General features: G+C 51.4%; 22 protein-coding genes. All 22 read left to right on the top strand.

What is annotated here, in order from left to right; translation table 11 throughout:
* Positions 1 to 11 precede the first annotated feature (11 nt).
* Positions 12 to 935, top strand: a complete 924-nt coding sequence (gene ftsY / locus AB1I49_RS06520; RefSeq protein ID WP_316609463.1) for a signal recognition particle-docking protein FtsY — start codon at positions 12 to 14, stop codon at positions 933 to 935.
* Positions 935 to 1,528: an RdgB/HAM1 family non-canonical purine NTP pyrophosphatase gene (gene rdgB / locus AB1I49_RS06515; protein ID WP_316609465.1), complete on the top strand. Its 594-nt coding sequence runs from the start codon at positions 935 to 937 to the stop codon at positions 1,526 to 1,528. The genes ftsY and rdgB overlap by 1 nt, the downstream gene beginning before the upstream one ends.
* 15 nt (positions 1,529 to 1,543) lie before the next feature.
* The gene (locus AB1I49_RS06510; RefSeq protein WP_316609466.1) at positions 1,544 to 1,852 is read left to right on the top strand and encodes a YhbY family RNA-binding protein; all 309 of its coding nucleotides are present in this window, start codon (positions 1,544 to 1,546) and stop codon (positions 1,850 to 1,852) included.
* A 16-nt stretch (positions 1,853 to 1,868) separates the two neighbouring features.
* Positions 1,869 to 2,441: a bis(5'-nucleosyl)-tetraphosphatase (symmetrical) YqeK gene (yqeK, locus tag AB1I49_RS06505; RefSeq protein ID WP_316611674.1), complete on the top strand. Its 573-nt coding sequence runs from the start codon at positions 1,869 to 1,871 to the stop codon at positions 2,439 to 2,441.
* A 3-nt stretch (positions 2,442 to 2,444) separates the two neighbouring features.
* Positions 2,445 to 2,801, top strand: coding sequence for a ribosome silencing factor (gene rsfS / locus AB1I49_RS06500; protein ID WP_216523486.1), 357 nt, complete (start codon positions 2,445 to 2,447; stop codon positions 2,799 to 2,801).
* Positions 2,802 to 2,819: 18 nt separating this feature from the next.
* The gene (gene leuS, locus AB1I49_RS06495) at positions 2,820 to 5,231 is read left to right on the top strand and encodes a leucine--tRNA ligase (protein ID WP_407720489.1); all 2,412 of its coding nucleotides are present in this window, start codon (positions 2,820 to 2,822) and stop codon (positions 5,229 to 5,231) included.
* Between the two features lie 128 nt (positions 5,232 to 5,359).
* The gene (rpsU, locus tag AB1I49_RS06490; RefSeq protein ID WP_015523801.1) at positions 5,360 to 5,536 is read left to right on the top strand and encodes a 30S ribosomal protein S21; all 177 of its coding nucleotides are present in this window, start codon (positions 5,360 to 5,362) and stop codon (positions 5,534 to 5,536) included.
* A 54-nt stretch (positions 5,537 to 5,590) separates the two neighbouring features.
* Positions 5,591 to 6,028: a type II 3-dehydroquinate dehydratase gene (aroQ, locus tag AB1I49_RS06485; protein WP_407720488.1), complete on the top strand. Its 438-nt coding sequence runs from the start codon at positions 5,591 to 5,593 to the stop codon at positions 6,026 to 6,028.
* A complete protein-coding gene (locus AB1I49_RS06480; protein WP_407720487.1) occupies positions 6,021 to 7,106 on the top strand; it encodes an aminopeptidase P family protein in 1,086 nt (361 codons plus the stop codon). Before aroQ ends, AB1I49_RS06480 begins: the two co-directional genes overlap by 8 nt.
* Positions 7,107 to 7,202: 96 nt before the next feature.
* Positions 7,203 to 7,760 (top strand): elongation factor P, encoded by a 558-nt coding sequence (gene efp, locus AB1I49_RS06475; RefSeq protein WP_316610753.1) that lies wholly within the window; start codon positions 7,203 to 7,205, stop codon positions 7,758 to 7,760.
* Positions 7,761 to 7,776: 16 nt separating this feature from the next.
* The gene (locus AB1I49_RS06470) at positions 7,777 to 8,268 is read left to right on the top strand and encodes a CD1247 N-terminal domain-containing protein (protein WP_316610754.1); all 492 of its coding nucleotides are present in this window, start codon (positions 7,777 to 7,779) and stop codon (positions 8,266 to 8,268) included.
* A 48-nt stretch (positions 8,269 to 8,316) separates the two neighbouring features.
* Positions 8,317 to 8,964, top strand: a complete 648-nt coding sequence (locus tag AB1I49_RS06465; protein ID WP_316611670.1) for a sporulation protein YunB — start codon at positions 8,317 to 8,319, stop codon at positions 8,962 to 8,964.
* A gap of 100 nt (positions 8,965 to 9,064) precedes the next feature.
* On the top strand, positions 9,065 to 10,477 hold the full coding sequence (gene miaB, locus AB1I49_RS06460) for a tRNA (N6-isopentenyl adenosine(37)-C2)-methylthiotransferase MiaB (RefSeq protein WP_316610756.1): 1,413 nt from the start codon (positions 9,065 to 9,067) through the stop codon (positions 10,475 to 10,477).
* Positions 10,478 to 10,491: 14 nt separating this feature from the next.
* Positions 10,492 to 10,896, top strand: coding sequence for a YlbF/YmcA family competence regulator (locus AB1I49_RS06455; protein ID WP_316610757.1), 405 nt, complete (start codon positions 10,492 to 10,494; stop codon positions 10,894 to 10,896).
* Positions 10,897 to 10,932: 36 nt separating this feature from the next.
* Positions 10,933 to 13,521, top strand: coding sequence for a DNA mismatch repair protein MutS (gene mutS, locus AB1I49_RS06450; protein ID WP_407720486.1), 2,589 nt, complete (start codon positions 10,933 to 10,935; stop codon positions 13,519 to 13,521).
* A gap of 16 nt (positions 13,522 to 13,537) precedes the next feature.
* Complete coding sequence (gene mutL, locus AB1I49_RS06445; RefSeq protein WP_407720485.1) at positions 13,538 to 15,517, top strand: DNA mismatch repair endonuclease MutL; 1,980 nt, start codon at positions 13,538 to 13,540, stop codon at positions 15,515 to 15,517.
* A gap of 4 nt (positions 15,518 to 15,521) precedes the next feature.
* Positions 15,522 to 16,469, top strand: coding sequence for a tRNA (adenosine(37)-N6)-dimethylallyltransferase MiaA (gene miaA / locus AB1I49_RS06440; RefSeq protein WP_407720484.1), 948 nt, complete (start codon positions 15,522 to 15,524; stop codon positions 16,467 to 16,469).
* Positions 16,462 to 17,745, top strand: coding sequence for a biotin/lipoyl attachment domain-containing protein (locus AB1I49_RS06435; protein ID WP_316610656.1), 1,284 nt, complete (start codon positions 16,462 to 16,464; stop codon positions 17,743 to 17,745). Before miaA ends, AB1I49_RS06435 begins: the two co-directional genes overlap by 8 nt.
* Complete coding sequence (locus AB1I49_RS06430) at positions 17,723 to 18,436, top strand: YggS family pyridoxal phosphate-dependent enzyme (RefSeq protein WP_316610657.1); 714 nt, start codon at positions 17,723 to 17,725, stop codon at positions 18,434 to 18,436. Before AB1I49_RS06435 ends, AB1I49_RS06430 begins: the two co-directional genes overlap by 23 nt.
* 16 nt (positions 18,437 to 18,452) lie before the next feature.
* The gene (locus tag AB1I49_RS06425) at positions 18,453 to 18,917 is read left to right on the top strand and encodes a cell division protein SepF (protein ID WP_316610658.1); all 465 of its coding nucleotides are present in this window, start codon (positions 18,453 to 18,455) and stop codon (positions 18,915 to 18,917) included.
* Positions 18,904 to 19,650 carry a YlmH family RNA-binding protein gene (locus tag AB1I49_RS06420; RefSeq protein ID WP_316610659.1) on the top strand — a complete coding sequence of 249 codons (747 nt, stop codon included), beginning with the start codon at positions 18,904 to 18,906 and terminating at the stop codon, positions 19,648 to 19,650. Before AB1I49_RS06425 ends, AB1I49_RS06420 begins: the two co-directional genes overlap by 14 nt.
* Positions 19,651 to 19,662: 12 nt before the next feature.
* On the top strand, positions 19,663 to 20,472 hold the full coding sequence (locus AB1I49_RS06415) for a DivIVA domain-containing protein (protein ID WP_316611664.1): 810 nt from the start codon (positions 19,663 to 19,665) through the stop codon (positions 20,470 to 20,472).
* Positions 20,473 to 20,497 lie beyond the last annotated feature (25 nt).

Here is a 20,497-nt window from a genome sequence, read left to right as displayed (position 1 = left end):
GGAGTATTCTTATGGGATTATTCAGTAAAATCAAAGAAGGCTTAAAAAAGACAAGAAAGGCTGTCATGGGTCAGATCGAGTCCATGCTCAGATCCTTTACAAAGATAGACGAGGAGCTCTTTGAGGAGCTTGAGGAGCTGCTCGTTATGGGCGATGTGGGCGTGCCTACCGCTCAGAAAATCTGTGAGGAGCTTCGTGTCCGCGTCAAGAAGGAGGGCATTACCGACCCCAAAGAGATCAACAGACTGCTCGAGGAGGTCATCACCGAAATGCTCTCGGGCGGCGAAGAGCTTGACGTTTCCACAAGCCCGTCGATAATTCTCGTGATCGGCGTCAACGGCGTCGGCAAGACCACCACCATCGGCAAGCTCGCGAACAACCTCCGTTTGCAGGGCAAGCGCGTCCTGCTCGCCGCTGCGGATACCTTCCGCGCCGCCGCAATCGACCAGCTCGACATCTGGGCGCAGAGAAGCGGCTGCGAGATCATCAAGCAGAAGGAAGGCAGCGACCCTGCCGCCGTGATCTTCGACGCTATCGCCGCCGCTAAGGCGAGAGGCTGTGACGTAATAATCTGCGACACAGCGGGCAGACTTCACAACAAAAAGCACCTCATGGACGAGCTTGCGAAAATCAACCGCGTTATCGACAGAGAGCTTCCCGACGCGGCAAAGGAAAAACTCCTCGTGCTCGACGCCACTACAGGTCAGAATGCCGTAAATCAGGCTGAGCAGTTCCGTCAGGCGACAGGCATCACGGGTATCGTGCTCACAAAGCTCGACGGCACCGCAAAGGGCGGCGTTGTCCTCGCAATCAAGGACGGTTTGGGCATTCCCGTCAAGTATATCGGCGTGGGCGAGCAGATCGACGACTTGCAGCCCTTCAACGCCGAGGACTTCGCGCGTGCTCTGTTCACAAAAACGGAGGGCGCTGAATAATGAAGTTTATTATCGCTACAAATAACAAGAAGAAGCTCGTCGAGATGGAGCGTATCCTGAAGCCGCTCGGCATTGAAGCCGTCAGCGCAAAGGACGCGGGCGTTGTGCTCGACGAGGTTGACGAGACGGGCACCACCTTTGGCGAGAATGCCTTTCTCAAGGCAAACGCCGCCTATATAAAGACCGGTATGCCCGCAGTCGCGGACGATTCGGGCATCTGTGTTGACGCTCTCGGCGGCAGACCGGGTATCTTCTCGGCGCGCTACAGCCCCGAGGACTGCGTCACCGACGAGGACAGAACCGCAAAGATTCTGGAGGAGCTTCAGGGCGTTCCGGACGAGAAACGCGGCGCTCATTACACCTGCGCTATCTGCTGCATTCTTCCCGACGGCAGCAAAATTGAGATCGAAGAAACCTGCGAGGGAAAAATCGGCTACGAGTTCATCGGCGACGGCGGCTTCGGCTACGACCCGATTTTCTACTTCGGAGACAAGACCTTCGCCCAGATAAGCGGAGAGGATAAGGACAAGGTCAGCCACAGAGGCAAGGCGCTTAGAAAATTACAGGCGGCTCTCAGGGAACATTTCGGCTGATCGGAAGGGGAAAGTATGTTAACAAGCAAACAAAGAGCGTATCTCAGAGGACTTGCCAACAGTTTTGAGACAATTCTGATCGTCGGCAAGGGCGAGATCACTGGCAATATCATAATGCAGGCGGACACCGCGCTCACCGCGCGCGAGCTTATCAAGTGCAAGGTGCTCGAGACAAGCGCCTACTCCTCACGCGAGGCGGCTGATATGATCGCCGAAAAGTGCGGCGCTGACGTGGTTCAGGTCATCGGCTCAAAATTCGTGCTCTACCGCCCGAACCCAAAGGAGCCGAAGATCGTTCTGCCCAAGGCGAAAAAGAAAAACTGACCGCGGGGTGACTGACTTGAAAACGTCTGAGTACAAGGATTTCATCCGTCAAAAAATGGGGGATTACCGCTTCACTCACAGCGTAAACGTCGCTGACGAGGCGGTGGCTCTCGCAAAAATATACGGCTGCGACGAGGAGCTTGCCTACACCGCGGGAATTCTGCACGATGTGACAAAGGAATTTCCCAAGGACGAGCAGTTGCAAATTATCGCGGACGGTGGTATAATCTTAGACAGCGTGCAGAAAAACGCACCTAAGCTGTGGCACAGCATAAGCGGCAGCGTATATGTGCGCGATTATCTGGGTATAAAAAATAACGACATCATCAACGCGGTTCGTTACCACACAACCGGCAGAGCGGGTATGAGCCTGCTGGAAAAAATCATCTATATCGCGGATTTTACCTCGGCCGAGAGAAGCTACAAGGACGTTGATATCATGCGTGAGCTCTCGAGGAAAACCCTCGAGGACGCGATGCTTTTTTCCTGCAAGTTCACAATCGGAAACCTCTCCTCAAAGGAGCTGGCGATCCACCCCGATCAGCTCGACTGTTACAACGAATTGGTTTTGAATATCGAAAGGGAGTAGTCTATGACAGCTTACGAAACCGCCGTTGCCGCCGCAAAGGCGATTGACGGCAAAAAAGGACTGAATATTCAGGTTATAGAAATCGGCGACGTTTCCGTTATCGCCGACTATATGGTTATCGCAACGGGCAACAGCTCCACCCACGTCAAGGCGCTTGCCGACGAGGTTGAGTATCAGCTCGACAAGGCGGGCGTTTCCGTCAGCCACATCGAGGGCTACCGCTCAAACAGCTGGATCCTGCTCGATTACATCGACGTGCTCGTCAACGTGTTCTCCGAGGAGGCGAGGGAGTTTTATGACCTCGACCGTCTATGGCAGGACGGCAAGCCCGTTGATCTGACGGACATCATTACGGATTAAATTACGGAGGGAAGTAAATTGAAGTATAATCATAAGGCTGTAGAGCCTAAATGGCAGGAAATATGGGAAGAAAAGGGCGTTTTCCACGCTCAGGACAACAGCGACAAGGAGAAGTTTTACGCTCTTATCGAGTTCCCTTACCCCTCGGGTCAGGGTCTGCACGTTGGACATCCGCGTCCGTATACCGCTCTCGACACCGTTGCGAGAAAGCGCCGTCTGCAGGGCTATAACGTGCTCTATCCGATCGGCTGGGACGCGTTCGGACTTCCGACAGAGAACTACGCCATCAAGAACCACATTCACCCCGAAATCGTTACAAAGAACAACATCGCGCGCTTCAAGAAGCAGATCCAGTCGCTCGGTATCTCCTTCGACTGGAGCCGCGAGATCAATACCACCGACCCCGACTACTACAAGTGGACACAGTGGATCTTCATTCAGCTCTTCAAGAAGGGCCTTGCCTACAAGAAGGAGATGAACGTCAACTGGTGCACCTCATGTAAGTGCGTCCTCGCCAACGAAGAGGTCGTCAACGGCGTGTGCGAGCGCTGCGGCAGCGAGGTTGTCCACAAGGTCAAGTCACAGTGGATGCTCAAAATCACAGAGTACGCCGACAGACTAATCAATGACCTCGACCTCGTTAACTACCCCGAGCGCGTTAAGGCTCAGCAGAAGAACTGGATCGGCAGAAGCACAGGCGCCGAGGTTGACTTTACTACCACCACAGGCGACATTCTCACCGTTTATACCACCAGAGCCGACACACTCTACGGCGCTACATACATGGTAATCTCACCCGAGCACCCCCTTATCGAGAAGTGGGCGGACAAGCTCGGCAACATGGACGAGATCCGCGAGTATCAGGCTGCCGCTGCGAGAAAGTCCGACTTTGAGCGCACCGAGGTCGCCAAGGACAAGACAGGCGTCAAGCTCGACGGCGTCCGCGCGATCAACCCCGTCAACAACAAGGAGATCCCGATTTTCATCTCCGACTATGTTCTCGTGTCCTACGGTACGGGCGCTATCATGGCGGTACCCGCTCACGACACCCGCGACTGGGAGTTCGCAAAGAAGTTTGACCTCCCGATCATCGAGGTTGTAAAGGGCGGCAACGTTCAGGAAGAAGCTTTCACCGACTGCGCGACAGGCATCATGGTAAACTCCGGTATGCTCGACGGTCTGAGTGTTGACGACGCAAAGAAAAAAATCATCGAATGGCTGACCGTAGAGGGCAAGGGTCACGCAAAGGTCAACTACAAGCTGCGCGACTGGGTATTCTCACGCCAGCGTTACTGGGGCGAGCCTATCCCGATCGTTCACTGCGACAAGTGCGGCTTCGTACCCCTCGACGAGAGCGAGCTTCCGCTCAGACTGCCGATGGTTGAGTCCTACGAGCCGACCGACAACGGCGAATCTCCGCTCGCAAACATGACAGACTGGATTTCCACCACCTGTCCGTGCTGCGGCGGCAAGGCTACCCGCGAGACCGACACAATGCCCCAGTGGGCAGGCTCCTCGTGGTACTTCCTGCGCTACATGGATCCCCACAATGATGAAGCTCTCGCTTCAAAGGAAGCGCTCGAGTACTGGTCGCCCGTTGACTGGTACAACGGCGGTATGGAGCATACAACACTCCACCTGCTCTACAGCCGCTTCTGGCACAAGTTCCTCTACGACATCGGCGTTGTGCCCACTCCCGAGCCCTACGCAAAGCGTACCTCTCACGGCATGATCCTCGGCGAGAACGGCGAGAAAATGAGCAAGTCCAGAGGCAACGTAGTAAACCCCGACGACATCGTAAACGAGTACGGCGCCGATACAATGCGTCTGTATGAAATGTTCATCGGCGACTTCGAGAAGGCCGCTCCGTGGAGCCAGGCTAGCATCCGCGGCTGCCGCAGATTCATCGAGAGATACTGGAACCTCCAGACTAACCTCGTCGACGGCGACACTATCCGTCCCGAGCTCGAGAGCGCGTTCCATAAGACTATCAAGAAGGTCGGCGACGACATCGAGAACATCAAGTTCAACACCGCTATCGCCGCTCTGATGGCTCTTATCAACGATATCTCCAACGTCAAGACGATCAACAGGGAAGAGCTGAGGATCTTCTCGATTCTGCTCAATCCGTTCGCGCCTCACGTAACCGAGGAGGTCTATTCCGCGAACAAGCTCGGCGAAGGAATTCTCGCCGAGGCTCAGTGGCCTGAGTACGACGAGAGCAAGTGCGTTGACGAGTCGATCGAGATCGTTGTTCAGGTCAACGGCAAGATTAAGGCTAAGCTCAATATCCCCGTTGACGCTTCAAAGGACGAGGTTCTTTCGCTTGCAAAATCCGACGAAAAGGTAAAAGCAGCGATCGAAAATATGCAGATCATCAAGGAAATTGTGGTTCCCAAAAAGCTCGTAAACCTCGTTGTTAAGCCATAATCGTTGACAAAAACAAAATTTTTTATAAAATTCTACATTTCTATTGACTTTATTAGCTGCATATTGTATAATAACAAATGCAATTTTGCATATTACCCATGCCATGTGGCAGATGGGAGGGATAATAGATGGCTGAAATCAGATTAAAAGAGAATGAATCTCTTGAAAGTGCTTTAAGAAGATTCAAGAAGCAGTGTGCCAGAGCTGGTGTTATTGCCGAGGTGCGCAAGAGAGAGGCTTACGAGAAGCCCTCTGTAAAGCGTAAGAAGAAGTCAGAAGCAGCTCGCAAGCGCAAATACAGGTAAAGAGATGGGCGGACAGTTTTATGCTGTCCGCCTTTTTATCAGGGGTGTATTAATATGAAAAAAATACTTGTAATGCTCGGTCCGAACCTCAATATGGTAGGTATCCGCGAAAAGGGCGTTTACGGCGCGGAGACAGCCGAGAGCATCGAAGCTCAGATCAAGGACTACGCGCTCAAGTCGGGCTTTGAAGCAGAGGTCTATCAGTCAAACTACGAGGGCGACCTTATCGACAAAATCCACTCTTCGCGCGAGGAATTCTGCGGCGCGGTCATCAACGCCGGAGCACTCACTCACTACAGCTACGCTCTCAGGGACGCTATCGCCTGCGTACAGATTCCTTATGTCGAGGTGCATATGTCGAATATCCACGCCCGCGAGGAGTTCCGCCACACCTCGGTCATCGCGCCCGTCTGCAAGGGACAGATCGCAGGCTTCGGCAAGTTGAGCTATTTCCTCGCCATTGAGGCGCTGAAGGAACTTTGCAATGAGTGATATATTCGATAGAAGAATTAACAGGCTCCGCGAGATCCTTTCCGACAGGGAAGCGGCGCTTATCACAAATGAGAAGAACATAGGCTATTTCTGCGGCTTTTTCCACAGCGAGGGCTATTATCTGCTCACACGAGAAAAGGCTTATCTGCTTGTTGACTTCCGCTACATAGAGGCGGCAAATCAAAAGGCTCACGGCTGCGAAGTGATCTGCTTTCATAAGCTCAGCGAGGATTTACTCAAAATCCTTGCCGAAAATGAGATCAAGTCGGTCAAAATCGAAGCGGAGTACATGACGGTCGCAAGGCTCAGGTTTTTCAGACACAAGCTTGAGGCAAAGGGTATTACTGTCAGCGACGGCAGCGAGCTTGACAAGAAGATTGCCGGCTGCCGTATAATAAAGGACGAAACAGAGCTTGAGAAAATCCGCACCGCACAGAAAATCGCCGAGAAGGCGTATCTCGAGATGCTCAACTTCGTTAAGGTCGGCGTATCCGAGCGCGAGCTTGCGGCAAGGCTTGAGTTCCTGATGAAAATGAACGGGGCAGAGGATATCTCCTTCGACCTCATTACAATCACAGGCAAAAAGACCTCGCTGCCTCACGGCGTGCCGTCCGACGCGAAAATCGCCGAGGGTGACTTTTTCACCTGCGATTTCGGCGCGGTATATGAGGGCTATCACAGCGACACCACCAGAACCGTCGCCGTCGGTCACGCGACCGAGGAGATGCGCGAAATCTATACAACGGTTCTAAACGCGCAGCTTAGCGCGCTCGATGTCGTAAAAGCGGGAGTACCTGCCGCAGACGTTGACAGAGCCGCCCGGAAGGTGATTGATGACGCGGGTTACGGAAAGTATTTCGGCCACGCAACGGGTCACGGGGTAGGGCTTGATATCCACGAGTCTCCCGCTGTTTCGTACCGCGGCAATGAGATCCTCAGAGCGGGCATGATCATCACCGACGAGCCGGGAATTTATCTTCCCGACAGGTTCGGCGTCAGGATCGAGGATATGCTCTGCGTCACGGATACGGGATACGAAAACCTCGTATCTCTGCCCAAGGAATTGATAATTTTATAAAAGGCTTGCTTTTTTGGGCGATATTATGTATAATGGTAGATAATGAGAGCACAGTGTCAAAAGCTGTGCGACTAAAACACTTAGGAGGTAATAACAATGATTTCAGCAGGTGATTTCAGAAACGGCGTTACATTTGAGATGGACGGTCAGGTAGTTTCCATTATCGAATTCCAGCACGTTAAGCCCGGTAAGGGTGCTGCTTTTGTCAGAACAAAGATCAGAAACGTAATTACCGGTGCGGTAGTTGAAAAGACTTTTAACCCCAACGATAAGTATCCCACCGCTTTTATCGAGAGAAAGGATATGGAGTACAGCTATTCCGACGGCGACCTCTATTACTTCATGGATACAGAAACATGGGAGCAGCTTCCCATCAACAAGAGCGTTCTCAGCGACAACTTCAAGTTCGTCAAGGAAAACATGGTCTGCAAGGTTCTTTCCTACAAGGGCAATGTTTTCGGCGTAGAGCCGCCCAACTTTGTTGAGCTTCAGGTTACAAAGACCGACCCCGGCTTCAAGGGCGATACTGCTACAAACGCTACCAAGCCCGCTACCCTTGAGACAGGCGCCGAGATCAAGGTTCCTCTCTTCATCGACGAGGGCGAGGTTATCCAGATCGACACCAGAACAGGCGAATACATGGGCAGAGCATAATCTGCGGGAGTAAGCTATGAACATTACCGAAAAAATTTCTTACATCAAGGGTCTTTGCGAGGGTCTTTCTCTCGACGAGAAGAAGCCCGAGGTTAAGGTTATCAACGCGATCATCGACCTTCTCGACGATATCGCTTACGATCTCACCGATATGGAAGAGCTTTATGACGAGCTCAGCGATCAGGTTGACGAAATCGATCAGGATCTCGCGGAGGTTGAGTCCGAGCTTTATGACGAGGACTGCGACTGCTGTGACGACGATGACGATGATTATGATGAAGATGAGGATTTTGACTTCGACGACGAGGACAATCCCTTCTACGAAGTAACCTGCGGCGCATGCGGACAGAAGCTCAACGTTTCCGAGGACGTTCTCCTCGAGGGCGAGATCGAGTGCCCGAACTGCGGCGAGCTGCTTGAGTTTGATTTCTCAGGTCTTTTTGACGAGGAAGAGGAAGAGTGCGACGGCAACTGCGACGGCTGTGACGGCTGCGAAGGCGAAGAATAATTTTCACTGATTTACACCTCTCGTATATCATGTACGAGGGGTGTTTTTTTGCTGTACAGAAAAAGACGCAGACATCGCTTACGCAAATGGCACATCATTATTCTGCTTGTCTGCTTTGTGTTCGGTCTGCTCGTTTACGGCTTTGAGAAAAAGGCGGAGGTGTTCTCAAACTCCTACATTCCGTCCTTTGCCGAACGGTGCGCTGCGGAAGCGATTAACGACGCTGTCACCCGCAAGCTCGGCGAGCTTGATCTTTCCTACGACGATCTTGCGAAGGTCGAATATTCCGACAGCGGACAGCCGCGCTCGATCGAAACGAATTCCGCTCAGATAAATCTGCTCAAAGCCGAGGCTACACGCGCCGCGCAGGACGAGATCACAAAAATCAAACACAGCGAGATCATGATTCCGCTCGGCGCGTTTACGGGGCTGACGCTTCTCTCAAACTCAGGCCCCGAGATACCGCTGACCTTCTGTATGACGGGCAGCTTCAACTCGCACCTCGAGAGCAGCTTTGAGTCGGCTGGCATGAATCAGACCCTGCACCACATCAAGCTGGTCGTGACCGCTCATATTGTGACGGCTTCCGCGGATTACGGCGATACGATAAGCTTTGACACGGATTTTGAGGTCGCACAAAACGTCATAACAGGCGAGATTCCCACAATATATGGTGGAACAAGGACTATTTATTAACGAAATATATTATATAATTCTAAAGAAAAATATTGAAATCAAAATCAACTTGTGATATACTTAATTAGTTAATAACTAGAATGGGTTAGGAGGCGTTTATTTGTCTGATAATATTATCGTGGCGGATAAACTGTCTGAAAAACAGCAGGAATATATGGCGCTGATCGCCGAAATTATGGAGATTCGCAAGCGAGGCGAAAAACCTCTCGCGTTTATCCGTACATACGGCTGTCAGCAAAATGTTGCGGACAGTGAAAAAATCAAGGGTATGCTCGCAAGATCGGGCTTTGGCTTTGTCGACGAGCCTGACGACGCGGACTTCATACTCTTTAATACCTGCGCTGTCCGTGAGCACGCCGAGGACAGGGTTTTCGGCAACGTCGGCGCGCTTAAAAACCTCAAGCGCAGACACCCGCAGATACTTATCGCGCTCTGCGGCTGCATGATGGAACAGGAGCATATCGCAAACCGCATCTACCAGAGCTTTCCGTTCGTCGGTCTTGTTTTCGGCACACACTCGCTTCACCATTTTCCCGAGCTGATGTACCATTCTCTCGTCGACGGCAAGAGAATATTTGAGCGCGGAAATGACGATAATAAATTATACGAGGGCTTTCCCGTCAGGCGCGACGGCTCGTTCAAGGGCTGGCTGCCTATCATGTACGGCTGCAATAACTTCTGCACCTACTGCATCGTGCCTTATGTGCGCGGCAGGGAACGCAGCAGAGAGAAGGATATTATTCTTTCCGAAGCTCGCGACATGATAAGCTCGGGCTACAAGGATATCACTTTGCTCGGTCAGAACGTCAATTCCTACGGCAAGACCCTGCAGACACCCGTAACCTTTGCTCAGCTCATTTCGGAGATTGACCAAAACGACGGAGAGTACTGGCTGAGATTCATGACATCGCACCCGAAGGACTGCTCAAAGGAGCTGATTGACGCGATCGCAAACAGCCGCCATATCAGCAAGCACCTGCACCTGCCGTTCCAGAGCGGTTCCGACAGAATACTCAAGGCGATGAACCGCCGCTACGACAGAAAGAAGTACCTCGAGACCATAGCCTACGCCAAGGAGAAAATCGACGGCGTATCACTTACAAGCGACATCATCGTCGGCTTCCCGGGAGAGACCTACGAGGACTTCAAGGAAACGCTTTCTCTTATCAGAGAGGTAGAGTTCACCTCGCTCTTTACCTTCATCTATTCGCCGCGCGTCGGCACTCCCGCCGCGAAGATGGACGACCCCGTTTCCGCCGAGGAAAAGTCCAAGTGGTTCAGAGAGCTGCTCGACGTCCAGGAGGAAATCGCCGCGAAGCGCTGTTCGTCAATGGTCGGACAGACCGAGCGCGTGCTTATCGAGAGCGAAAAGGAAAAGACAGGCGAGCTTAACGCGCGCACAAGCGGAAACATCATCGTCGAGCTTGACGGCGACCCGTCATTGATCGGCACATTTCAGAATGTCAAAATTACAAAAGCCCGCAACTGGATTCTCAAGGGCGAGCTAATATAAACGGAGGAATATAAATGGATACAATCACACTTGCAAGAGAACTCGGCAGAGCAATTCAGCAGGAGGAATCATACATCAATCTCAAAAACGTTCAGGCTCAGGCCGACGCCGACGCGGAGTTACAGAAGCTCATCGGCGAGTTCAACACAAAGAGAATGGGCATCAACGAGGAAGCCTCAAAGAAGGACAGAGATCAGCAGAAGCTGACCACCCTCAACAGAGAGATGCGCGAGGTTTACTCAAAGATCATGTCTAACGAGAACATGATCGCCTACAACGAGGCAAAGGAAGCGTTTGACAAGATCTCAAACCGCGTTACCGCTATCATTCAGCAGTGCATCGACGGCGTTGACCCCGAGGTCGCGGACTATGCCGAGTCCTGCAGCGGAAGCTGCAGCACCTGCGGCGGCTGCGGCTGATAAGCTGTAATTATTTTCAGAAAGGGAGTGTGAGAAATGGCGGAGCTTTCTCCGATGATGAAGCAATACTTCGAGATCAAAGAGAAAAACAAGGACTGCATTCTGTTCTATCGTCTCGGCGATTTCTATGAGATGTTCTACGAAGACGCGATTCTCGCATCCCGTGAGCTGGAGCTTACCCTCACAGGCAGAGACTGCGGTCAGGAGGAACGCGCGCCGATGTGCGGCGTACCCTTCCACAGCTGCGAGGGTTACATAGCAAAGCTCGTTTCAAAGGGCTACAAGGTAGCTATATGTGAGCAGACCGAGGATCCGAAAGCCGCCAAGGGTTTGGTAAAGCGCGATATTATCCGCGTTATCACTCCCGGCACCGTCATGGAACAGAGTATGCTCGACGAGAGCCGCAACAACTACATCTGCTCGATGTATTCCTCGGATAAGAAAATCGGTATCTGCTTCTGCGATATTTCTACAGGAGAATTATACGCGACCGATATCTCAGGCAGGGATTACTACAGGATACTGACCAATCAGCTGGCGTCCTACAGTCCGCGCGAGATACTTTTCGGCGGCGATATTATAAACCTAAAGCAGCTGCCTGAGTTTATCAAGAGCAAGCTGTCCGCCGGAGTCGAAATGCTCGACGACGATAAATTCGAGCTTTCGCTTTGCCGTGAAACAGTAGAACAGCAGTTTCCCGACGAAATGCACCTGATATCGGACAAGCCCGTTGTGATAAGCTCTGTCGGCGCGCTGATCAACTACCTGCGCGAGACACAGATGAGCGGTCTTGAGCGCATCAATCACCTTGAGATCTACAACGAAGCGCAGTACATGCGTCTTGACTACAACACCCAGCGCAACCTCGAGCTGACGCAGACTATGCTCTCGAAAACAAAGCGCGGTTCGCTGCTCTGGGTAATTGACAAGACAAAAACCGCGATGGGCAAGCGTCTTATCCGCTCGTGGCTTGACCATCCGCTGATGAATATTTCCAAAATCAACAACCGTCAGAGCGCGGTTGAGGAGCTTGTAAACGACACCGTGCTGCGGCTGGAGCTTACGGCGACACTGAGCGGTATTTACGACATCGAACGCATTATGACAAAGATTGTCTACGGCTCGGCGAATGCCAGAGATTTGCGTTCGCTGTGCTCTGCAATCACTGATCTGCCTCAGATTTCCGATTTGATTTCAGGCTGTCAGTCGTCCTACATGAGAATGATTTATAAGGATCTCGATTTGCTCGAGGACATTCATTCACTGATTGACAGCGCGATCGTCGACGATCCGCCGTTCTCGGTTCGCGAGGGCGGAATGATCAGAGAGGGTTACAACAAGGAGCTTGACATTGTCAACAGCGACATGAACAACTCCAAGGATATCCTCTCGCAGATTGAGGCTCAGGAGAGAGAAAAAACCGGAATCCCAAAGCTGAAAATCGGCTACAACAGGGTTTACGGTTACTTCCTCGAGGTCACCAATTTCTATAAAAATCTGGTGCCCGATACATACATTCGCAAACAAACCCTGACCGGCAGCGAGCGTTACATAACTCCCGACCTAAAGGATTTGGAGAGCCGTATTCTCGGAGCGAAGGACAGAGCAATTGCGATGGAATATACGCTCTTCGAGACTATTCGCACGACCGTTTCCGATAATCTCGAGAGGATCCAGAACACCGCTAAGGCGTTGGCAACTTTAGACGCTCTGACATCTCTGGCGAATGTCGCTTCGGACAACCGATACGTCAGACCCGAGGTCAACCAGTCCACCGCGATCGTGATCAAGGACTCGCGCCACCCTGTGGTTGAGCTGCTGCTCAGGGACTCCTCATTCGTTCCTAACGACGTAAATCTAGACACAAAGGGTGAGAGGGTAGACATCATAACAGGCCCGAACATGGCTGGTAAGTCTACCTACATGCGGCAGATCGCGCTGATTGTCCTTATGGCTCAGATGGGCAGCTTCGTGCCCGCGTCATCTGCAAAGATCGGCATTGTCGACAGCATTTTCACCCGTGTGGGCGCGTCAGACGACCTCGCATCGGGACAATCGACATTTATGGTTGAGATGAATGAGGTCGCCAACATCGTAAAGAACGCGACTTCAAAGAGCCTTCTGATTCTCGACGAGATCGGACGCGGCACCTCGACCTTTGACGGCATGAGCATCGCGAGAGCGGTTCTCGAGTACTGCGCCGACAAGAAAAAGCTCGGCGCCAAAACGCTCTTCGCAACTCACTATCACGAGCTCAGCGTTATGGAGCAGCTTCTCGACGGCGTCAAAAACTACAGCATTGCCGTCAAGAAACGCGGCGACGACATAACCTTCCTGCGCAGGATTGTTCCCGGCGGCGCTGACGACAGCTACGGCATTGAGGTAGCAAAGCTCGCGGGCGTACCAAACACGATCATCAACCGCGCAAAGGAAATCCTCGCCGACCTCGAGAGCGGCAAGGCTGAAACCATTATCGAGAAGGTCAACGTAAACGAGGACACTCAGCTTTCGCTTATGGGAGTTGCTTCAAGTCCCGTTATCGACAAGCTAAAGTCGGTCGACCTGAACACACTTACGCCTATAGAGGCGATGAATTTACTTTACGAATTAAAGAACATGATATAGAACGGAGGTGACTGCATTGGGAGTTATTAATGTGCTCGATAAGCACGTAGCCGAGCTGATTGCGGCGGGTGAGGTCGTTGAAAGACCCGCGTCCGTAATCAAGGAGCTCGTCGAAAACGCGATTGACGCCGGTGCGAAGCACATTACCGTCGAGATCAAAAACGGCGGCACTACCTTTATGCGTGTCACCGACGACGGCTGCGGATTTCTGCGCGAGGACGTAAAGCTCGCCTTTCTCCGTCATGCCACCAGCAAGGTCAGAGAACAGGACGACCTTGACCACATAGCGACTCTCGGATTCCGCGGCGAGGCTCTCGCATCAATCAGCGCGGTCTCCCGTTTGCAGCTGATTACAAAAAGCGCGAAGGAGGACACCGGTACCTCGTACATTATCGAGGGCGGCGAGGAAAAGTCCTTTGACGACGCGGGCTGTCCTGTCGGCACGACCTTTGTTATCAGGGACTTGTTCTATAACATACCCGCGCGCGCTAAGTTTCTCAAAAAGGACGTTTCCGAGGGCAACACTGTTTCGAATATTGTTGACAAGACCGCGCTCTCGCACCCCGAGATAGCATTCACCTTTGTCCGCGACGGCAAACAGGCGCTGAAAACCTTCGGCGACGGCAAGCTGCTCTCGGCAATCTACGCGGTGTTCGGCAGGGAATTCGCGACAAGCCTGATTCCCGTTGACTATCAGCTCGACGGCATCACTGTTTCGGGTTATGTTTCAAAGCCCGTCAACTCCCGTCCTAACCGCAATATGCAGAACTTCTTCATAAACGGCAGATATGTCAAGTCGCGCACGGCTATGGCGGCTTTAGAGGAGGCGTTCAAGGGCTCGATTATGGTCGGAAAGTTTCCGTCCTGCGTGCTCAATCTCTCCTTGCCGTTTGAAGCGATCGACGTCAACGTTCACCCCTCAAAAATCGAGGTGCGTTTCATAAACGAGCGTCCTGTTTTCGACGCGGTTTACCATGCCGCAAAGTCCGCTCTGCTCAAGCACGACGACAGAAAGCAGGCGCATTTCAAGGACGATTCGGCTCTCCATGAGATACGCCGCAGCAGCACCTTCAATAACGCTCAGGCGGTTTTCAGAAAGCCCGGGCCGCCGAAGGTACAGCCGCAGATTAAGCCGAAGGACGAATTCAATCCGTTCAGTGATATCGAATTCTCCAAACCGAATCCCAAACCCAAGCTGCAGCCGCTTGACGATCTGCATTTAACTGACAATAAAAATCCGTTTGATGTGTATTCAAAGCAGGCTGTTAAAAACACAAAGCGCGAGGAAAGCTACTCAAAGCCACAGAATCAGGCTTTGCCGCTGATTCAGAAGCCCGACACACCAAAGCCGAAACCGAAGGCTGAGGAAATCGTCGTTACAGAGAAGCCCAACAGCGAGCCTGTTGTTCTGTATGAGCAGCAGAAGGACGAGCTGAAATACGTCGGCGAGCTTTTTGATACATATATCATCGTTGAAAAGAACCAATATGAAATGCTGCTTATCGACAAGCACGCGGCTCACGAGAGGATCATTTACGAGAAGCTCAAGGCTGAGAAGGCAGGTTCGTCGGCACAGCTTTTGCTAACGCCGATCACCGTAACCCTCGGAAAGAGCGAGTACGACGCTGCGATAAATCATCTTGATATGTTCTCAGACTGCTCGTTCGAGGTCGAGGACTTCGGAAACAGCACGCTTCTTGTCCGCAGCGCTCCGCAGTACATTGAAGCCGCTGAGGTCGCAGACTGTATCACTGAGATGGCTGACTACATCTCGATGGGCAAGAATGACATCTTTACCGAAAAGATGGACTGGTTCTATCACAACGTCGCCTGCCGCAGCGCGATCAAGGCAGGTCACAAGAACTCCGCTCAGGAGCTTATCGATATCGTAAAGACTCTTGAGGAAAATCCGCAGATAAGGTACTGTCCGCACGGCAGACCCATCTGTATTGTTATGAAAAAAAGCGAGATTGAAAGACAATTTGGCAGGGCGTGATATTTTGAGTGAAAAACAGAAAATCATCTCCGTAGTCGGGCCGACCGCCTCGGGCAAGACACGTCTTGCGGTCGAGCTTGCCAAAATCTTTGACGGCGAGGTTATCTCCGCCGACTCCATGCAGATATATCAGGGCATGCAAATCGCCACAGCAAAGCCCGACAAAGCCGAAATGCAGGGAATTCCGCACCACCTGATGGATTTCCTGCCGCCCGACAAAAGCTACTCCGTCGCGATGTTCACAGACGACGCGAAGCGATGTATCACGGATATTTCCTCGAGAGGGAAGCTCCCGATACTGGCAGGCGGTACGGGCTTATACGTCGACTCTCTGCTCCGGAATATCAAATTCAGCGAAGAGGAACGCGATGAAAAGCTAAGCCGCGAGCTTTGGCAGAAGTATGAGGAAGAGGGAATCGATTCGCTGCTGCAAAAGCTCAGCGCGATTGACCCGCCGTCATATGAGCGGCTTAAGGAAGGCAGAAACCCAAAGCGCATTATCCGCGCAATTGAGTTCTTTTACACCACGGGCAAAACCATTACCGAACAAAACGAGATGTCAAGGCTTGAAGAATCACCCTATGACGCGATAAAGATAGGTCTGGGCTTTCTCGACCGTGAAAAGCTGTATGAAAGGATCAACCTCAGGGTCGACCTGATGCTCCGGAACGGACTGCTCGAGGAAGCGCGTCAGGTGCTCGGTTCAGAGCTCAGTCAGACCTCTGTAAAGGCAATAGGCTACAAGGAGCTTATGCCGTACTTTGAAGGCGAACAGAGCCTTGAGGAATGTATAGAAAAGCTGAAACGCGAAACCAGACGCTACGCAAAACGCCAGCTCACCTGGTTCAAACGAGATAAGGAAATCAATTGGCTGTATGTAGACGAAGAGCCGAACTTTGAGGCGCTTCTCGATAAAGCCGTTCAAATTATAAAAGGAAGGTTATATGGATAAGCTACTGTTCAAACGCATACTTGTCGCGGCGCTCACCTTGCTTGCGGTTGTATACGTTGCGTATCTGTTAATCAGCGCGAATTTTGACATGTATCCCACCGAAAACGCGGTGCAGACCACAGTAACCGACAAAATCTATTCCAATGCGTTCATCATCCGCGATGAGAACCTGATTGAAAACACCGCTCAGGGCGTGCTTTCGTACTCAGTCGCGAACGGCGAGGCTGTTAACGCTAACGGAGAAATAGCAAAGGTGTACGCGAACGCTGAGGACGCGCTTGCCCACAGCACCGCAGAAGCGCTCCAGAAAAAGAAGGAATCGCTCGAGTATATCCAGAAGAATACGATCTCGGGTACGATGAACATTGATATTATCAACAACAATATCAAGAACAAGCTGATCAACTATCTCGACGATACAAACAACGGAAATATCAGCAAGACCGCGACCGACGCGGATACTCTTCTGACCTATATCAACCAGCGCATGCTCTACACCGGAAAGATCGAAAACTTCAACGAGGAAATCGCCTCTCTTTCCGAGCAGATAAGCACTCTCAATAACAGCGCAGGAAACAGCAAGGGTTCGATTAAGACGACAAAGGCGGGATATTTCACCGAGTTCTGCGACGGCTATGAAAAGACCTTCAGCTACGACGATATCGACAAGCTGACCCTTGACGATCTGAATAACGCAAAAAAAGGCTCAGTTCCCGACAATACCGCCGGAAAGGTTATCGGCAACGTAAAGTGGTACGTAGCCTGCGAGGTAAATTCCGACCAGGCAGCGAGCCTGAATATCTGGGACAGTGCGGTAACGGTGCTGTTCTCGGAAGCTTCGTCGGAAGCGATTCCCGCCGAGATTTACAAGGTCTCGCAGCCAGAGAAGGACGGAAACGCCCTTGTTATTCTCCGCTGCGACTACATGGACGACGGTATTCTCGAGGCAAGACAGGAGCCTATCGAAATCGGAATGGGTACATACACGGGTCTGCGTGTAAGCAAGCGCGCTATTCACGACGACTTCGTAACAAAGACCACATACGACGACAACGACAATCCGCACAAGGAAGAAAAGAAGGTTCAGGGCGTATACGTTCTCTACGGCAGCGAGGTTCAGTTCAAGCAGATCTCTATTCTCTACGCGGACGAGGATTATGTAATCTGCGACCCCAGCCCCGAGGAAGGCATTCTCTTAAACGGCAGCACAATTTCACTTTATGACAAGGTAATCGTGAAAGGAGACGATTTGTATGACGGCAAGGTCATTCACTGATGTAGAATATAATTACAAAAAAATAAACGAGGATATCGCCGAGGCGGCTCAGAAGGTCGGAAAAAAGAGAGAGGATATCACCTTTCTCGCGGCAACCAAGACCGTAGACGCCGCTACGATAAACCATGCGATTTCTCTCGGACTTGACCATATCGGCGAGAACAGGGTACAGGAGCTGCTCTCAAAATACGAGGACTACGATCTTGACAACTGTTCGCTGCAGTTCATCGGTCATTTGCAGACAAACAAGGTTCGGCAGATCGTCGGCAAGGTCGATCTGATCCAGTCGGTCGACTCAGTGAAGCTCGCAAAGGAAATTGCCGCGCAGTCACTGAAAAGAAATATCACGACGAACATTCTCGTCGAGGTCAATATCGGCAGGGAAGAGAACAAATCGGGCGTTTTTGAGGAAAACCTCGAGGAATTGCTCGCCCAAATCGCGGGATTTGATGGAATTTCTGTACAAGGTTTGATGACAATTCCGCCAATTTGTGATAATAAACATAAAATTTCTGAATATTTTAATAAAATGCACAACTTATTTATTGACATATCGCAAAAAAAATTAGATAATATAAATATGCATATTCTTTCAATGGGTATGTCTGACGATTACCGCGAGGCGATCCTTGCGGGCGCAACTATGGTTAGAATAGGATCGGCGCTTTTCGGCGCAAGAAACTATACATAATTAGGAGGAAATAGAAATGGCAGGAATAGTAGACAAGTTCAAGCGTATGTGGGACGCTCCCGACGACGAATACGAGTACGACGAGTACGGCTACGCCGACGAGGGCGAAGATGATTACGAGGAAGAGGCTCCCAGAGAGCGTGAAAGAGCTTCCACAGTAACATCAGGCAGAAATAAGGTTGTTAACATCAACGCAACAGCCAAGCTGCAGGTTGGTATCTTCAAGCCTGAGCGCTTCGGAGAAGAAACACGCGCGATTGCGGACGAGCTGATCAAAACTCACACAGTTGTACTCAATCTTGAGGACACCAACAAGGATATGGCAAGAAGAATTCTTGACTTCCTCAGCGGCGTCGCTTATGCCAACAACGGCAAAATCAAAAGAGTTGCTTCAAATACATATATTATTATCCCGAGCAACGTTGACCTCACAGGCGACGATCTGCTCGACGAGTTAGAAAACAGCGGTGTATACTTCTGATAACGACAAGCTGTTTTTATCTCAGCTTGACGACGGCGTGTACCTCTGTCAGCAAAGACAGAAGCCGTACTTCTTTCCGTTCCTGAGCGAGCGGAAGCAGGCGGTCGCCAAGCGATACCTTGACTCCTCGGGCTTTTTGACCTACCGCTTTTACGGCGGATACGAGGACAGCGAACGAAAGGTTCTCGGGCTGTATTTCTATGATGAAATCGAGGACTTTCCCGTTACCGCGCTGGAAATCACCTTCCGAAAAGCGGACAAGCTCACTCACAGGGATTTCCTGGGAGCTTTGATGTCGCTCGGAATCGAGCGCGACACCGTCGGAGATATTTTGGTCGAGGACGGAAGATGCGTAGTCTTTGTCAAGTCGGAGATAAGCTCATACATCACCTCGCAGCTGTTCAAAATCGGCAGCGCGGGCGTAAAGATTAAAGAAGCGGATCCCGATACTCTGCCCAAGGGCAGAGGCTTTGACGAGCAGTCCTATGTCGTGGCGTCACTCAGACTTGACGCTGTTGTGGCTGCAGTAACGGGTTTATCGCGCGAAAAGACCAAGCAGCTTATCTGCTCGGGAAACGTCAGCCTTAACTTTCTGCCCTGCGACAATGTTAGCAAGGCGATTGAAAGCGGCGACAGCCTGAGTATACGGGGCAAGGGTAAATATAAAATAAACGGTGTATTAGGGGAAACAAAGAAACACCGGACCAGATTATCAATTATTCACTACAGATAAGGAGTTCAGAACATGCTTACTATTGATGAAATCAAGAATGTCAGCTTCAGAAAAGCTACTCTCAGCGGCGGCTACAGAGCCGAAGATGTTGACGCATTTATCGATGAGATAATCGCGTCCTTTGAACAGCTGAAAAAGGAAAAAACCAATCTTGTACATAAAATCGACAGACTCGCTACCCGTCTTGAGGAGTACAGAGCAGACGAGGAGACCGTAAGAAACGCTCTGCTTACTTCACAGAAGATGTCCGACGCCTGCATCAAAGAGGCGAGAGAGAAGGCAGCGAGAATTATCCGCGAGGCAGAGGAGAAGGCAAATGCGATCTCCGTTGAGGCAAACAACCAGACCGCTCTCGAGAAGGAGAATTATCTCCAGCTCCAGGCTGACGCAGTTAATCTCAGAGCCGAGCTCATTGAGCTTTACAGAAGCCACATCAAGACTATCGATGACCTTCCCACATCAGAGGATCTCGACAAGACCACCAAGGAGCTTGACGAGAAATATCCCACCGCTCCCGTAGAGCCTCAGCCCACCTTCAATCCTGCGGATTTCCGTCAGGACAACTACGCTCAGGAGAATTACGCTCAGGACTATTCACAGCAGAGCTACGACGAGCCTGCATATGATGAGCAGGGTGAAGAGACAGTTTCTCAGCCTCAGCAGTTCAGACAGCCCGCCAGAAGACAGCAGCAGCGCCCCGTAAGACAGGCTCCCGCCCAGGGTGAAGCCGATTTCAGCGACGGCACAAAGGTTGCTGCAAAGCGCCCGAGCAAATTTGCTCACCTCAAGTTCGGCGATAACTACGACGTTTCAGCCGACTGATAAATTATTAAATTGGAGAGATAAC

Origin of the sequence: Ruminococcus sp. NATIVEDY160, assembly GCF_045819885.1 — a bacterium.
Classification (GTDB): domain Bacteria; phylum Bacillota; class Clostridia; order Oscillospirales; family Acutalibacteraceae; genus Ruminococcoides.
Note: the sequence above shows the minus strand (reverse complement) of the source record. Positions and strands in the feature narration are given on the sequence as shown.

Excerpts from the sequence above, each read along its gene's own strand:
- ftsY (WP_316609463.1), top strand. The coding sequence starts at position 12 with ATGGGATTATTCAGTAAAATCAAAGAAGGCTTAAAAAAGACAAGAAAG.
- rdgB (WP_316609465.1), top strand. The coding sequence starts at position 935 with ATGAAGTTTATTATCGCTACAAATAACAAGAAGAAGCTCGTCGAGATG.
- AB1I49_RS06510 (WP_316609466.1), top strand. The coding sequence starts at position 1,544 with ATGTTAACAAGCAAACAAAGAGCGTATCTCAGAGGACTTGCCAACAGT.
- rsfS (WP_216523486.1), top strand. The coding sequence starts at position 2,445 with ATGACAGCTTACGAAACCGCCGTTGCCGCCGCAAAGGCGATTGACGGC.
- rpsU (WP_015523801.1), top strand. The coding sequence starts at position 5,360 with ATGGCTGAAATCAGATTAAAAGAGAATGAATCTCTTGAAAGTGCTTTA.
- aroQ (WP_407720488.1), top strand. The coding sequence starts at position 5,591 with ATGAAAAAAATACTTGTAATGCTCGGTCCGAACCTCAATATGGTAGGT.
- AB1I49_RS06480 (WP_407720487.1), top strand. The coding sequence starts at position 6,021 with ATGAGTGATATATTCGATAGAAGAATTAACAGGCTCCGCGAGATCCTT.
- efp (WP_316610753.1), top strand. The coding sequence starts at position 7,203 with ATGATTTCAGCAGGTGATTTCAGAAACGGCGTTACATTTGAGATGGAC.
- AB1I49_RS06470 (WP_316610754.1), top strand. The coding sequence starts at position 7,777 with ATGAACATTACCGAAAAAATTTCTTACATCAAGGGTCTTTGCGAGGGT.
- AB1I49_RS06455 (WP_316610757.1), top strand. The coding sequence starts at position 10,492 with ATGGATACAATCACACTTGCAAGAGAACTCGGCAGAGCAATTCAGCAG.
- mutS (WP_407720486.1), top strand. The coding sequence starts at position 10,933 with ATGGCGGAGCTTTCTCCGATGATGAAGCAATACTTCGAGATCAAAGAG.
- AB1I49_RS06435 (WP_316610656.1), top strand. The coding sequence starts at position 16,462 with ATGGATAAGCTACTGTTCAAACGCATACTTGTCGCGGCGCTCACCTTG.
- AB1I49_RS06430 (WP_316610657.1), top strand. The coding sequence starts at position 17,723 with ATGACGGCAAGGTCATTCACTGATGTAGAATATAATTACAAAAAAATA.
- AB1I49_RS06425 (WP_316610658.1), top strand. The coding sequence starts at position 18,453 with ATGGCAGGAATAGTAGACAAGTTCAAGCGTATGTGGGACGCTCCCGAC.
- AB1I49_RS06415 (WP_316611664.1), top strand. The coding sequence starts at position 19,663 with ATGCTTACTATTGATGAAATCAAGAATGTCAGCTTCAGAAAAGCTACT.